Raw genomic sequence first — 13,934 nt, 5'->3', positions numbered from 1 at the left:
GTTCAGGAGCAGGCCGATATGGCCCTGACGCCGCAGTGTTAAACTCTATTCACGTGCAAGACATGTGGCGTGTCGCTAAGGGCGCATGACGTCCACGGTTCGGATCAGCGGGTGCAAATCGACCAGATTCAGGGCCGGCAACACGCCGGGATTATCCCGCCTGCCGACCTGGTCGGGCTGGAACCGCTGCAGACGATCAAGAGCCGCTGGCCGGCGATCATCGGCGGGGTGCTGACGGCGGCGATGCTGGTCGGGCTGGGGCGCGAGCTGTTCGGCTCGGGGCTTGCCGGGCTCAGCAAGGCGGTGCCGCGCAACCCGCTTTTCTATGTGATCTTCCTGATCATGTACGTGGTGCCGCCGCTCGCCGACTACGCCATTTTCCGCCGGCTGTGGCGGATCCCGCCCGCCGGGCTGATCGCGCTGGTCAAGAAGCGGATCGCGAACGACGTGGTGATGGGCTATTCGGGCGAGGCCTATTTCTATGCCTGGGCGCGGCAGCGTGCGCACCTGGTCGCGGCGCCGTTCGGCGCGGTCAAGGACGTCTCGATCCTGTCGGCGATCGCCGGCAATGCGATCACCTTGCTGATGATCGCCCTGGCGCTGCCGATCGGCGGGCGGCTGATCCCGGCTGAGATGCTGCGCTACGTGCACGGCTCGCTCGCGGTGATCTTCGGCACGTCGCTGCCGTTCCTGATCTTCTCGCGGCGGGTATTCTCGCTGCCGCGGCGCGATCTGTGGGTGGTGTTCGCGATCCATTGCACCCGGCTGATCCTCGGCGCGCTGCTGCTCGCCGGTGCCTGGGCGCTGGCGCTGCCGTCGGTGACGCTGGGCACCTGGGTATTCCTGTCGGCGGGGCGGCTGCTGTTCTCGCGGCTGCCGCTGCTGCCCAACAAGGACCTGTTGTTCGCCAATTTCGCGATCCTCGTGATTGGCCAGGATCAGGCCTTGTCGGAACTGATCGCGTTCACCGCGGCTTCGGTGTTGCTGCTGCATGTTCTGCTGATCACCATATTCGGGATCCACGCGCTGATGACGAGGAAACAGGCATGATGGTGTTGGCGGCGGCGGCGCTGCTCGCGGGGGTGGCGGGGGCGCCGGTGATCGGCACCGACGCGACCGCGTGCGCCGGGGGCGGACCGGCGATCCTGGTCACCGCGCTCGGGCTCAAGGATCGCAAGGGCCGGATGAAGCTGGAGCTGTATCCGGCGACCGAGGACGACTTCCTCGAGGATGACCGCGACCTGATCAAGGAAGGCAAGTTTTTCCGCCGGGTGTGGGCGCCAACCCCGCCGGCGGGGCCGGTCGAGCTGTGCATCCGCGCGCCGCACCCCGGCCGCTATGCGCTGCTCGTCACCCACGACCGCGACGGCAAGAACAAGTTCAACTTCTTCCAGGACGGCGCCGGCTTCCCGAGCAACGCCAAGCTCGGCATGTCGCGGCCCAAGCTCGCCCAGGCGGTGATCGACGTCGGCGCCGGGGTCACCGCCACGACGGTGCGGATCCAGTATCTGCACGGCCTCAGCGGTTTCGCCCCCGTCGAGGCACGCTGATGCGCATCGTCGACGTCAACGAGATCTATTCGCCCACCGGCGGCGGGGTGCGCACCTATGTCGATCGCAAGATATCGATCATGGCGGAGCTCGGCCACGAGCTGATCGTGATCGCGCCCGGTCGCGAGGATCGAGTGGACGAGCGCCCCGGCGGCGGTGCGATCCATTACATCAAATCGGCCGGCATGCCGTTCGACGCCAATTACGGGCTGTTCTGGGAGCCGGCGCCGATCCACGCGCTGCTCGACCAACTGGCTCCCGACGTCGTCGAGAATTGCTCGCCGTGGCGGCCGGCCTGGATCGTCGCCGACTGGCAGGATCGGCGGCCCGCCGGTGCGATCAAGTCGTTCTTCATGCATAACGACAATGTCGAGGCCTATGCCAAGCGCTGGTTCCAGCACCTCGCCTCGTCAGAGCGGATCGAGCGCGCCTTCTCCTGGTACGATCGCTACCTCGGCAAATTCCTCGATCGGTTCGACACGGTAGTGACCAACGGCCCTGCTCTCACCCGGCGGCTGGCCGGACGCGGCGTGCGGGTGGATGCGACCATGGCGCTAGGGATCGAGCGGGTTCATTTCTCGCCGGCGCTGCGGGACGAGCAACTGCGCGTGGCGATGCTGGCGCAATGCGGCCTGCCGCCCGAAGGGCATCTGCTGCTCGGCGTCGGCCGCCATCATCCCGAAAAGCGCTGGCCGATGGTGATCGATGCCGTCCAGCGCGCCGGTGCGCAGGCGCCGGTCGGCCTGGCGATCCTCGGCCAGGGCATGGATACCAAGGTGCTCGAGCGGCATATCCGCGACAACCCGCATATCCGCTTGTTCTCGCCGGTCTACGATCGTCACCGGCTGGCGACGATCTTCGCCAGCGCCGATGCCTATATCCACGGCTGCTGCACCGAAACGTTCGGGCTGGTACCGGCTGAGGCGTTGGCTTCGGGCGCGCCACTGATCGTCCCCGACGGTGGCGGCGCGGGCGAGATGTACGACGCGCTATATGCCGAGCGCTACGAACCGCGCGACGTGCGCTCCTGCGCCGATGCGATCTTGCGCCTGGTGGCGCGCGATCGCCCGATCGTGCGCCGCGCCGCCGCCGTCGCTGCGGGCCGGGTGCGCACCGATCACGAGCATGTCGCCGATCTGATCAGCCATTATGCCGGGGTGATCGCGGCGCGCGATCAGGTGGCAAAGTCCGCGTAGCGCGACGGCTGGTGCCACCCGAACGCGGTAAAGGTCCGGGTGATGCTGGCGAGCAGGGCCGGCACGCCGGTGTCGCCGGGGTGGACGGCGATGCGCACCGTCGGCATCGGCTGCAGCACGCGCCGTAGCGTCGCGGCGGCGGCGAGCGAACTCAGCTGCCGCGGTACCGAGCGGCTCGCCCAGGTGATCACCGGACCGCGTGCCACGATCGCGCCACCGGGCGCCCACACCCGCAGATGGTCTTCGGCGAGCGCGAAGCCCGCGTCCGCCAGCGCCTCGCGCGCGCCGGCCGAATAGAGCCAGGCCGGGGCGATGAAGCCCGTCACGGCGCGGCCGGTGATCTCCTCGACCAGCGCCTTGCCGCGCTGCATCCGTGCCAGCGCCTCGGCACGCGACAGGCCGAGGAACTCGCCTTCGCCGGCGGTCATGTGCCGGGCTTTGAGCGCGGCGCCGCCTTGGTGATCGGCATCGTCGCGATGGGTCCAGCCGTGGACAAACATCTCGACGCCCTCATCCGACCAGCCACGCAGCCGCGCCGCGAACGCCGGGGTGATCGGCGCGCTGCTCCAGTGGTCGGGCACGACCAGCATTGCGAGGCGCCGGCCGACATGGGGAGCGAGGTGGTCGAGCAGCCGGTCCACCTCGCTCTCAAAGCGTGGCGACACGTCGTGGATCGAGGCGAGCAGGCGTTTCATCGCTTCAACCGATAGACCGAGATCATCTCGCTGCCCATCGGGCGTCGATCCGCCAGCCGATAATCGGCCGCCATCGCCTGCTCGACAATGGCATGCGATTGCGGCCGCTCGCCAGTATAGGGCGGCCGCATCACCACCACCGCCGGGTGCCGCGCCAGGATGCGGCGGATCTCGGTCTCCTGGTCCACACCGGTGGCGCCGGCCTCGCGGGTTCGGCCGAGATGCGCGGGGACGATATAGCGCGACAGGGTGCAGCGCTTGGTGACAACATAGAGCATGGTGTTGCCCGAATAGACGTAGAGGCAGCCCGGCCCGCGGCCGACGCTCGCCGCCAGTGCGGCGAGCTGCGCCGGGGTGCCGCGCCCTGCCCGAAGCGCCGTCAGCAGGATTTGGCCGCCCAGCGCCACGACCAGCAGGATCGCGAGGCTGGCCTTGCCACGGCCGTGGCTGGCGCCGAGGAAGCCGGCCGCGGCGATGCAGGCCGGCACCAGCAACGGCAGCGCATAATGATCGAACCAGGGCGGAAACAGCGCCACGCCGATGATCGCGGCGACCAGCCACAGACGCACGAACCGGCGTGCCGGCTGGTGTGTCTGTGGCTGATCGCCGCGGAACGATGCCCACGCCATGGCGATGACCGGCGAGACGATCAGCATCAGCTGCGCGGCATTGAGCAGCGATTCGCGGTGGTCGCTGGTCTTGCGCGCGAAGATCGACAGGAAGTTGGCGTAGAGGAAGGCCTGCCACTCGCCATGAAGCGCGTAATAGGCCGCCGTCGCAATCGTCGGCAGCAGCGCGAGCACGATCAGGGCCAGCCCATAAGCGGCCGTTCGCACGATGGTGCCAGCGCGGCGGTAATCGGCCGCCATCAGCCACAGGCCGAAGAAGATGCCCTCGAACACCACCGAATATTTGATCTGCAGCGCGACACCGACGAGCGCCATCGCCGCGGCACCGCGCCACCGCCCGCCCCGCAGGATCAGCGCCGCGGCGAGGATCATCAGCGAATTGTAGAAGACGGGTGCCTGGCCGCCCTGGCCGCCGAGCAGATCGAGCCACAGGATATAAGCGATCCCGGCGAGGGTGGCGCCGCGGGCAAAGCCCGCCCGCGTCGCCAGTCGCGCGATCATCAGCGCGGTGAACACCACCGAGGCGAGCGCCAGTGCCTGATAGGCCCAGATGCCGGCAGGGTAGCCGAGCGCGGCAGGGACGGCGTAGAGCAGAAACAGCCCGACCGGCTTGCGGTCCCACACGTCGACGAAGGGCAGCGCGCCATGCCACATCGCATTGCCGACGAAATAATAGAACTCCTCGTCGACGTGCAGCACGGGGTTGCCGAAGGTGATCGCCCGTGCCGCGAGCGCGACCAGCAGGATCAACAGGAATTGGTGGCGCGAGCCGGAACGGGCATACATTGCGGGCAGCCTTAGAGCGCAGGTGTTACAGCGCGATTTCCGCTGCGTCGCCCGCCCGTCAGGCCTTTCGCGCCGTCACCAGATAATCGAGGCCGGTAGAGCTGGTGAGCGTGAAGCCGGTCGCCGGCGAGAAGCCGAGGCCGCGGGTGTCGGTCACCTCGAGATCGGCGTCGGCCAGCAGCGCGGTGAGCTCCTCGGGGCGCAGGAACTTGTTCCAATCATGGGTGCCGCGGGGAATGCGGCCGGTGCCTTCGGCGAGGCCGATCAGCGCCAGGCGGGAGAGCGGGGTGCGATTGGGGGTGGAGAGGATCAGCAGCCCGCCATCGGCCAGCACGTCGGCAAGGCCGCGGACGAAGCCTGCGGGATCGCTGACATGCTCGATCACCTCGAGGCTGGTGACGAGATCGAAGCGCGTGGAGACCTCCTCGACGCCGATCGCCCGATAGGTGATCGCCAGGCCGCTGCGTTCGGCATGGGCGCTGGCGACGGCGATGTTCTCCGCCGCGGCGTCGATGCCGGTGACGGTACCACCGAGCCGGGCGAGCGGCTCACAGAGCAGGCCGGCGCCGCAGCCGACATCGAGCACGGTCTTGCCGCGCAGGGGCGCGAAGCTGGTGTCGTCGCCGTCCCAGTGCAGGTCCACCGCCTCGCGGATGTAGCGCAGCCGCGCCGGGTTGAGCTTGTGGAGCATTGCCGACGAGCCGTTGGGGTCCCACCAATCCTTGGCCATGGCGCCGAAATGCGCGGCCTCGCGCGGGTCGATCGTGCTGCTTGCTATCACCATGGCGGCTACCTATCAGGACGGCCCTTCTACCCCAAGGAGTTTGGCCGCAGCGATGGCACGGATCGTGATGAAGTTCGGCGGCACGTCGATGGCCGGGATCGAGCGCATCCGGAGCGTCGCCGCGCGGGTCAAGCGCGAGGTGGAGGCGGGCAACCAAGTCGCGGTGGTAGTGTCGGCGATGGCGGGCGAGACCGACCGGCTGGTCGGCTTCTGCCGCGAAGCCTCGGCGCTGTACGATCCGCGCGAATATGACGTCGTCGTCTCGGCGGGCGAGCAGATCACCAGCGGGCTGCTCGCCATCGCGCTCCAGGCGATCGGTGTCAGCGCGCGCTCGTGGATGGGCTGGCAGCTGCCGATCCACACCGACGACGCCTTCGCCAAGGCGCGGATCGGCACGATCGACACCGCCGAGCTCGACGCCAGCTTGTCCGCCGGCGAGGTGGCGGTGATCCCCGGCTTCCAGGGCGCGACCGAGGACGGGCGGGTGACCACGCTTGGCCGCGGCGGCTCCGACACCTCGGCGGTCGCGGTGGCGGCGGCGATGAAGGCGGACCGCTGCGACATCTATACCGATGTCGACGGCGTCTATACCACCGATCCCAGGATCGTGCCGCGGGCGAGGAAGCTCGCCAAGGTGACCTACGAGGAAATGCTGGAACTCGCGAGCGTTGGCGCCAAGGTGCTGCAGACCCGCTCGGTGGGGCTGGCGATGAAGGAACAGGTCCGCGTCCAGGTGCTGTCGTCGTTCACCGGCGAGGATGCTCCGATGGCGGACACATTGCCCGGGACGATGATCGTCGGGGAAGAGGAGATCGACGACGTGGAACGCCAGCTCATCACCGGCATCGCGCATGACAAGAACGAGGCCAAGATCACGCTGACCGGCGTGCCCGACAAGCCCGGCGCCGTCTCCGCGATCTTCGCCCCGCTCGCCGCGGCGAACATCAACGTCGACATGATCATCCAGAACATCGCGCACAACCACGGCTCGACCGACGTCACCTTCACCGTGCCCGCCGCCGACCTCGCCCGCTCGATCGAGGCGCTCAACCAGGGCCGCGACGCGATCGGCTTCGGCGAGCTGGTCCACGACACGCGCGTCGCCAAGGTCTCGGTGGTCGGCGTCGGCATGCGCAGCCACGCCGGCGTCGCCTCGACGATGTTCACCACGCTTGGCGCCCGCGGGATCAACATCCAGGCGATCTCGACCAGCGAGATCAAGGTCAGCGTGCTGATCCACGAGGACGAGACCGAGCTGGCGGTGCGCGTGCTGCACACCGCTTATGGCCTCGACGCCGTGGACGCCGCGGCATGACCGTCGGCCAGGAGCGCCTGCAGCGGCGGATGGCGCGCGGCGCCGCCTTTCTCGGCAGCGACGTCGCGATCATGGCCGGTGCGATGTCGTGGGTCAGCGAGCGCAACCTCGTCAGCGCGATGTCCAACGCCGGCGGCTTTGGCGTGATCGCCTGCGGCGCGATGACGCCCGAGCTGCTCGACGCCGAGATTGCCGCGACCAAGGCGCTGACGACCAAGCCGTTCGGCGTCAATCTGATCACCATGCACCCGGCGTTACCTGAGCTGATCGCGGTCTGCGCCCGGCACGCGGTGGGCCATGTCGTGCTCGCCGGTGGGCTGCCGCCCAAGGGCAGCCTCGAGGCGATCAAGGCCGCGGGCGCCAAGCTGATCTGCTTCGCGCCGACCCTGGCGCTCGCCAAGAAGCTGATCCGCTCGGGCGTCGACGCGCTGGTGATCGAGGGCATGGAAGCCGGCGGTCATATCGGCCCGGTGTCGACCAGCGTGCTCGCGCAGGAGATGCTGCCCGAAATCGCCGACCAGGTCCCGGTGTTCGTCGCCGGCGGCATCGGTCGCGGCGAGGCGATCGCGGGCTATCTCGACATGGGCGCGGCGGGCGTCCAGCTCGGCACGCGCTTCGTGTGCGCGACCGAATCGATCGCCCATCCCAATTTCAAACGGGCGTTCATCCGCGCCTCGGCGCGCGATGCGGTCGCCAGCGTGCAGATCGATCCGCGGCTGCCGGTGATCCCGGTGCGTGCGCTCAAGAACGCAGGCGGCGAACTGTTCACCGCCAAGCAGCGCGAGGTCGCGGCGCACCTCGACGAAGGCCGCGTGGTGATGGGCGAGGCGCAGCTCCAGATCGAGCATTATTGGGCGGGCGCGCTGCGCCGCGCGGTGATCGACGGCGATGTCGAGCATGGCAGCGTGATGGCGGGCCAGTCGGTCGGCATGGTCTCCAAGGAAGAGCCGATCGCCGACATCATCGCGACCCTGATGAACGAGGCGGCCGAAGCGCTGAAGCAGCGCGCCGCCTGAGGCGGCACGCGGGCTCCGACACCGATGCAAGAATGGCGGAAAACCGCCGAAGGTCTCACGAAAGTCACACCTACACGAGGGTGAGCCGAGGGGCCTCGGTGCCGTGCGCGCAAGGCGTTCGCGGCGATTACCGGCCCGGTCAAAGAGCATCGCCGGTGCTGTCCCGGCGACTCGGTTTATCATAGCCCGGCGGTTGTAGGACAGCCCCCGGTGCGGCGCCGACAGCGCCGTGGCTTACGAAACGTTAACTATCTGATCCGCATAACCGTCGCTGCCGGGGGGCAGGAGGTTTTGCCGTGTTGCGTCGTTCCACCGCCCTGTCCGGATTAGCGCTGACGCTGCTCGCAGGCTGCGCGTCCACCCCCAAAGAGGTAGCGATCGCGCCGCCGCCGCCCGCGCCGTCACCGCCGGTCACCGTGGCGATGCCGCGCGGCGCCTACCCGGGCATGGCGATCCCGGCGCTGCTTGCCGATGGGCAGTATGCGACGCCCAACCGCAATCTCTCCGCCGCCGGATCGGTGTGGCACCTGCGCGCCGCGCTCAATGTCGCCGCGCTCGCCTGCCGCGGCACTGACGAGGCGGCGATCATCGCCGGCTACAATGCGCTGCTGGCGCGCGAGAAGGCGCCGCTGGCGCTCGCCCAGACCAGCTATGCCGCCGAATATAAGGTCGGCGGCGGCGACTGGCAGGATCGCTACGACGACCAGATGACGCGATTGTACAATTTCTTCTCGCAATCGCCCGCCCGCGACGGCTTCTGCGCGGCCGCGGCGACGACGCTGGCTGACAGCACGACGGTGGATACGGCCGCGTTTCCGGCATTCGCCGCGACCCGGCTCGCCGTGCTGGAACAGCCGTTCACCGATTTCTACGCGGCGTTCGACAGCTGGCGTCGGCAGCGCGCCGCCGCCAGCCAAATGGCGTCGGTGGGGCCGATGCCGGCCGCGATGATGACTGCGGCGCCGGCGAGCCGGCCGATGGTGGTGCAGCCGGTGCCGGCGGCCCAGCCGTACCTGCGGCCGCAGCTCGATCTCGATACCAAGGTGGTGGCGGACACCGCGGTGGCGCACTGACAGCGAGCAGGGGGCCTTACGCCTCCCCCAGAATGAACAGCGCCTCGACCGGACGGCCCAGCGCCGCGGCGAGCTTGAGCGCGAGGATGGTCGAGGGGACGAACACGCCGTTCTCGACGGTGTTGATGGTCTTGCGGCTGACCCCGATCATCTCGGCGAGCGCCGCCTGGGTCAGCCCGAGCCGCTCGCGCTCGTCCTTCAGCGTGTTGAGCAGGCTGTCGCTCATCGCGCGGCGCGCAGTTCCAGCGTGGCGAAACAGGTCAATGCCGCCGCCAGCGCGGCCGTGATCACGATCTTCGCGACATCAGTCGCCGCCAGCGGGTGGAAGCTGGTCAGGATCGCGAGCATGCCGGCGCAAATGATCGCGGCCCAAAAGCCGGCGGTGAAGCCGTCGCGACGATGCTCGCGGGTCGATTCATCATCCAGCAGCGCGGCGATCCGGCCGCTTCTCCAGCGGCTGGTCGGCAGCAGATTGAGCACCACCAGCAGCACCATGACCAACCAGAAGCCGAGCACGATCCGCGGCGAGGCAGGATCCGGATCGGCGGGCAGCGGCAGGAAGCCGATCACCGCGTTGACGATCAGCACCCCCGTGAGAAGATAGAAGATGATGGCCCGCTGCCGGCTCTTGCGCTCCGCGCGTTCGATGTCGTTCACTGCGCTTCTCCTGTAACCTGTAGGTGACATGTAACCCAAAGGTTACGCGTGTCAACAGGGTTTCACCCGCCGCGTCATTCGGTTAACGGCAGGCTCATGAGGGACGACGGCGTCGACCAGCCCCAGCAGGGACGCTTCGAGGGAGCCGAGCACCGGTTTCCGGTGCGCGTCTATTTCGAGGACACCGACCTGTCGGGCGTGGTCTACCATGCCAATTACCTGCGCTACATGGAGCGGGCGCGATCGGACATGCTGCGGCTGGCGGAGATCGACCAGCGTGCGGTGTTCGAGGCAGAGGAAGGCGCCTATGCGGTCGCCGAGGTGGCGATCCGCTATCTCGCGCCGGCGCGGCTCGACGATGCGCTGCTGGTGGTGAGCCGCGTCACCCAGGTGCGCGCCGCCAGCGTCGTCATTCATCAAACAGTCAGGCGCGGTTCGCTTGTTCTCAGCCAGGCGGAGGTGACGGCGGCGCTGGTGTCGCCATCGGGCCGGCCGAGGCGGCAGCCGCGGGAATGGACCGATATCTACCGGCGCCTGATCGACAGCGGCGCCCGGCATGACAGGGGAAGTGAATGAATCCGGTGTTCAACATGGATGCGGCGACGCTGTCGCCGGTCGCGCTCTTCCTCCAGGCGGATTGGGTGGTGAAGTTCGTGATGGCGGGGCTGCTGCTCGCCAGCGTCTGGACCTGGGCGCTGATCGTCGCCTTTTGGCGACGGCTCGGCACGATCCGCAAGGAATCGGTGCGGTTCGAGCGTGATTTCTGGAAGGCCGAGGATATCGATGCCTTCCACAAGGCCGAAGGCGACAAGGAATGGCCCTCGGCGCGGGTGTTCTCCGCCGGCGTCAAGGAATGGCGCCGCTCCACGGCTGGCGGCAACATCGACAAGAGCGGGACGCGCGAGCGGCTGGCGACGACGATGGCGGCGGCGGTGGCCGGCGAGATCGACCGGATTTCCGACAAGCTCAACATCCTGGCGACGATCGGCTCGGTGGCGCCGTTCGTCGGGCTGTTCGGCACCGTGTGGGGGATCATGCGCAGCTTCACCGGCATCGCCCAGGCGCAGAATTCGAGCCTCGCGGTGGTCGCCCCCGGCATCGCCGAGGCGCTGTTCGCGACCGCGATCGGATTGTTCGCCGCGATTCCCGCGGTGATCGCCTACAATCGCTTCAGCCATGGCGTGAACCGGATCGAGGCGAGCCTCAATCGCTTCGCCGACGGCTTCCACACCACCTTGAGCCGCCAGCTGGACGGTTCGCGCTGAGATGGCGATGAACCTGCCCTCCAACCGGGGCCGCGGGCGGCGCACGCCGATGGCGGACATCAACGTCACGCCGCTGGTGGACGTGATGCTGGTGCTGCTGATCATCTTCATGGTCACCGCGCCGCTGCTGACCGCGGGCGTGCCGGTGCAACTGCCCGACAGCCGCGCCAAGGCGCTCGATCAGGACCAGAAGCCGGTGCAGCTGTCGCTCGACGGCGAGGGCCGGCTGTACATCGACAAGGATGAGGTGACCGAGGCGGCGCTGCCGCAGCGGCTGGAGCAGATCGCTGCCGTCCAGGCCGGCGGCCAGCCGCCGCAGGTGTTCCTGCGCGCCGACCGCGGGCTCGACTACGGCCGGGTAATGGCGGTGATGGGCGAGCTCAACCGCGCCGGGCTCAACCGGGTGGCGCTGGTGACGGTGGAAGGCCATGGCGCTGAGGGCAGTGGGGCGGCCAACCGCTGATGGATCGCGCGGAGAAGATCGGCTTTGGCGTCGCACTGGCCGGGCACGTCGTGCTGTTCGGCCTGCTGTCGGTCGGCTTTCTCGCCACCCCCAATCCGGCGAACCTGAAGCAGCAGCCGGTCGAGGTGAGCCTGGTCAAGGAGGTCGCGCTCGAGGCGACCGCGCCGCAGGCGGTGACCCCGCCCGCGCCATCGGTGGCGCCTGACAAGGGCGAACCCGAGGATGCCGCGCCGCCGGCCGAGGACACGACTGCGGCCGAGCCGGCACCCGCACCCAAGCCCGCCCCACCGGCGCCGCAGCCCAAGCCAGCGCCGCCCAAGCCGCAGCCCAAGCCTGAGCCGGTGAAGCCGGCCCCGCCGAAGCCGGCGCCACCAAAGCCTCAGCCCAAGGCGGCGCCTGCGCCCAAGCCCGCGCCGGTCAAGCCCCGCCCGGCGCCCGCCGCCCCGGCCAAGACCGCAGCCGCCAAGCCGACGCCGAGCAAGCAGACCGCGGCGGCGTCGCCCGCCAAGGCAGCCCCGGCGAAAGCGACCCCGGCCAAGGCCTCGGCGGCGAAGCCCGCAACGAGCAAGGGCAGCGGCAGCAGCGAGACCGCGACCACGGCCAAGCCGCGCGGCTCGCGCCTCGGCGCCGACTTCCTCAAAGGGCTGACCGACAAGCCCTCGACCAGCACCTCGACCGCGCCGGTCGCGGCCAAGATCGACGCGCGGGCGATGGCCTCGATCGTTCAGGCGATCGCGCGGCAGATCCAGCCGTGCGCCGATCGCCAGGTCAATCCGGGGCCGGGCGCCAATCAGATCGTCACCACGCTCAACCTGCGCCTTAACCAGGACGGCACGCTGGCGGCGACGCCGAAGATGGTGCGCCAGTCGGGGGTGGATGACGAGAACGATCGCTACCGCCAGCGCGTGGTCGATCTCGGCGTCGCCGCGTTCAAGGGCTGTTCGCCGCTCAAGCTGCCGGCAGAATATTATTCGACGCCGTCGGGCGGCTGGAACAACATCAATTTCCAGTGGAAGCTGCAGTGAGCGCGGCGACCGGGCTGCGGCCGTCGCCGTGCGAAAAGGATTTGGGAGGATGCGTATGATCCGGTCGTTGCTTGTCGCGCTGAGCGTCACCGTCGCCATGCCGGCGCTGGCGCAGGATGCGCCGCCGCCGGCGCCCGGCCAGGCGGCAACGCCGCAGGACCAGGGGCCGGCGCCGCTCGAAGTGTCGGTGACCGGCGGCGTTTCGGCGCCGATGCCGATCGCGATACCGGCGATGCCGACCGCGCAGGTGGTGTCCACCGCGGCCGGCTCGACCGACGCGCTCGGCCGCCAGCTCGCCGACATCATCGGCAACGACCTGCGCAATTCCGGGCTGTTCACCCCGCTCGGCGCCGGCCAGCTCCGCCCCGTCGGCTTTCCCGAGGTCAACGCCCCGGCGTTCGATTATTGGGGCGGCACCGGCGCGCAGGCGCTGGTACAGGGCTATATCCGCGCCGGCGGCGATGGCAATCTCACCGTCGGCTGCTATCTCTACGACGTGTCGTCCAAGGTGGAGCTGACCCGCCAGGGCTTCGTGGTGCCGCCGTCGGACTGGCGCCGCGCCGGGCACAAATGCGCCGACATGGTCTATGCGCGGCTGACCGGCGAAGGCCCCTATTTCGACAGCCGCGTTGTCTATGTCTCGGAGACCGGCCCCAAGGCCAAGCGGGTCAAGCGGCTGGCGATCATGGACCAGGATGGCGCCAACCACCGCTTCCTGACCAATGGCCAGTCGATCGTGCTGACGCCGCGGTTCGCGCCGAACCAGCAATCGATCGTCTACATGAGTTATGAGAACAACCGGCCGTCGATCTACGTCTACGATCTCGGCTCGGGGCGTCCGCGCCGGGTGGTGCAGAATGCCAGCCTGACCTTCGCGCCGCGCTTCTCGCCCGATGGCCGCTGGATCCTGTTCTCGATGGCGCAGAACGGCAACACCGATCTCTACCGCGTCTCCAGCCAGGGCGGCACGCCGCAGCGGCTGACCAATTCGCCGGGGATCGACACCGGCGGCAGCTATTCGCCCGACGGCAACCGCATCGTCTTCGAGAGCGATCGCTCAGGCGGGCAGCAGCTCTATGTGATGAACGCCGATGGCTCGAACCAGCAGCGGATCAGCTTCGGCGGCGGCCGCTATGCGACGCCGGTGTGGAGCCCGCGCGGCGACCTCATCGCCTTCACCAAGATCGCCGGCGCGTTCCGGATCGGCACCATGTCGTCGTCGGGCGGCAACGAGAAATTGCTCACCAACGCCTGGCAGGACGAGGGCCCGAGCTGGTCGCCCAACGGCCGCGTGATCACCTTCTTCCGCTCGGGGCAGGGCGGTTCGGGTAAGGCGGACCTGTGGGCGGTGGACCTCACCGGCCAGGTCGAGCGCAAGATCCCGACGCCGCTCGACGGATCGGACCCGGCATGGGGACCGCTGCGGCCCTAGCCGCGTTGTACATGAGTTTCGGGGGCGAAACGATCACTACGGGAGATA

General features: G+C 68.8%; 16 protein-coding genes. 11 read left to right on the top strand and 5 right to left on the bottom strand.

The annotated features are described in order from the left end of the window. Window positions 1–111 precede the first annotated feature (111 nt). Genes AC07M8_RS04330 through AC07M8_RS04320 form a run of 3 tightly spaced genes read left to right on the top strand, consistent with a single transcriptional unit; the run spans window position 112 to window position 2,746 of the window. Complete coding sequence (locus AC07M8_RS04330; protein ID WP_495173180.1) at window positions 112–1,050, top strand: hypothetical protein; 939 nt, start codon at window positions 112–114, stop codon at window positions 1,048–1,050. Further along, entirely contained in the window at window positions 1,047–1,550 is a 504-nt protein-coding gene (locus tag AC07M8_RS04325; protein WP_495173179.1) for a DUF2141 domain-containing protein, read from the top strand. Before AC07M8_RS04330 ends, AC07M8_RS04325 begins: the two co-directional genes overlap by 4 nt. Beyond that, a complete protein-coding gene (locus AC07M8_RS04320) occupies window positions 1,550–2,746 on the top strand; it encodes a glycosyltransferase (RefSeq protein ID WP_495173178.1) in 1,197 nt (398 codons plus the stop codon). Before AC07M8_RS04325 ends, AC07M8_RS04320 begins: the two co-directional genes overlap by 1 nt. Here the strand turns inward: AC07M8_RS04320 and AC07M8_RS04315 are convergent. Genes AC07M8_RS04315 through ubiG form a run of 3 tightly spaced genes read right to left on the bottom strand, consistent with a single transcriptional unit; the run spans window position 2,725 to window position 5,640 of the window. Further along, the gene (locus AC07M8_RS04315) at window positions 2,725–3,441 is read right to left on the bottom strand and encodes a polysaccharide deacetylase family protein (protein ID WP_495173177.1); all 717 of its coding nucleotides are present in this window, start codon (window positions 3,439–3,441) and stop codon (window positions 2,725–2,727) included. The two genes, AC07M8_RS04320 and AC07M8_RS04315, sit on opposite strands and share 22 nt — an antisense overlap. Then, window positions 3,438–4,856 carry a glycosyltransferase family protein gene (locus AC07M8_RS04310; RefSeq protein ID WP_495173176.1) on the bottom strand — a complete coding sequence of 473 codons (1,419 nt, stop codon included), beginning with the start codon at window positions 4,854–4,856 and terminating at the stop codon, window positions 3,438–3,440. Before AC07M8_RS04310 ends, AC07M8_RS04315 begins: the two co-directional genes overlap by 4 nt. A 58-nt stretch (window positions 4,857–4,914) precedes the next feature. Then, window positions 4,915–5,640, bottom strand: a complete 726-nt coding sequence (gene ubiG, locus AC07M8_RS04305; protein WP_495173175.1) for a bifunctional 2-polyprenyl-6-hydroxyphenol methylase/3-demethylubiquinol 3-O-methyltransferase UbiG — start codon at window positions 5,638–5,640, stop codon at window positions 4,915–4,917. Window positions 5,641–5,692: 52 nt separating this feature from the next. On the opposite strand from ubiG, the gene AC07M8_RS04300 reads away from it, so the two are divergent. The 3 genes from AC07M8_RS04300 (at window position 5,693) to AC07M8_RS04290 (ending at window position 9,044) form a co-directional block, all read left to right on the top strand. Then, window positions 5,693–6,955 (top strand): aspartate kinase, encoded by a 1,263-nt coding sequence (locus tag AC07M8_RS04300; RefSeq protein WP_495173174.1) that lies wholly within the window; start codon window positions 5,693–5,695, stop codon window positions 6,953–6,955. After that, window positions 6,952–7,971: an NAD(P)H-dependent flavin oxidoreductase gene (locus tag AC07M8_RS04295; RefSeq protein ID WP_495173173.1), complete on the top strand. Its 1,020-nt coding sequence runs from the start codon at window positions 6,952–6,954 to the stop codon at window positions 7,969–7,971. The genes AC07M8_RS04300 and AC07M8_RS04295 overlap by 4 nt, the downstream gene beginning before the upstream one ends. Window positions 7,972–8,267: 296 nt before the next feature. After that, window positions 8,268–9,044 carry a hypothetical protein gene (locus AC07M8_RS04290; protein ID WP_495173172.1) on the top strand — a complete coding sequence of 259 codons (777 nt, stop codon included), beginning with the start codon at window positions 8,268–8,270 and terminating at the stop codon, window positions 9,042–9,044. 16 nt (window positions 9,045–9,060) lie between these two features. Here AC07M8_RS04290 and AC07M8_RS04285 read toward each other — a convergent pair whose 3' ends face one another. Further along, window positions 9,061–9,270, bottom strand: coding sequence for a helix-turn-helix transcriptional regulator (locus AC07M8_RS04285; RefSeq protein WP_495173171.1), 210 nt, complete (start codon window positions 9,268–9,270; stop codon window positions 9,061–9,063). Then, window positions 9,267–9,701 (bottom strand): hypothetical protein, encoded by a 435-nt coding sequence (locus AC07M8_RS04280; protein ID WP_495173170.1) that lies wholly within the window; start codon window positions 9,699–9,701, stop codon window positions 9,267–9,269. Before AC07M8_RS04280 ends, AC07M8_RS04285 begins: the two co-directional genes overlap by 4 nt. A gap of 96 nt (window positions 9,702–9,797) precedes the next feature. Here AC07M8_RS04280 and ybgC point away from each other — a divergent pair, with 96 nt between their 5' ends. From ybgC to tolB, 5 genes are read left to right on the top strand one after another with little or no spacing between them, the layout of a single operon-like run. Continuing rightward, window positions 9,798–10,277 (top strand): tol-pal system-associated acyl-CoA thioesterase, encoded by a 480-nt coding sequence (ybgC, locus tag AC07M8_RS04275; protein WP_495173169.1) that lies wholly within the window; start codon window positions 9,798–9,800, stop codon window positions 10,275–10,277. Continuing rightward, on the top strand, window positions 10,274–10,966 hold the full coding sequence (tolQ, locus tag AC07M8_RS04270; RefSeq protein ID WP_495173168.1) for a protein TolQ: 693 nt from the start codon (window positions 10,274–10,276) through the stop codon (window positions 10,964–10,966). The genes ybgC and tolQ overlap by 4 nt, the downstream gene beginning before the upstream one ends. A 1-nt stretch (window position 10,967) precedes the next feature. Next, entirely contained in the window at window positions 10,968–11,429 is a 462-nt protein-coding gene (tolR, locus tag AC07M8_RS04265; RefSeq protein WP_495173167.1) for a protein TolR, read from the top strand. Next, entirely contained in the window at window positions 11,429–12,454 is a 1,026-nt protein-coding gene (tolA, locus tag AC07M8_RS04260; RefSeq protein ID WP_495173166.1) for a cell envelope integrity protein TolA, read from the top strand. The genes tolR and tolA overlap by 1 nt, the downstream gene beginning before the upstream one ends. A 49-nt stretch (window positions 12,455–12,503) precedes the next feature. After that, a complete protein-coding gene (tolB, locus tag AC07M8_RS04255) occupies window positions 12,504–13,886 on the top strand; it encodes a Tol-Pal system beta propeller repeat protein TolB (RefSeq protein WP_495173165.1) in 1,383 nt (460 codons plus the stop codon). The last annotated feature ends 48 nt before the right edge of the window (window positions 13,887–13,934 follow it).

Source organism: Sphingomonas sp. GW821-FHT09E03 (assembly GCF_059416225.1).
This window is presented reverse-complemented; position numbering and strand designations above follow the sequence as displayed.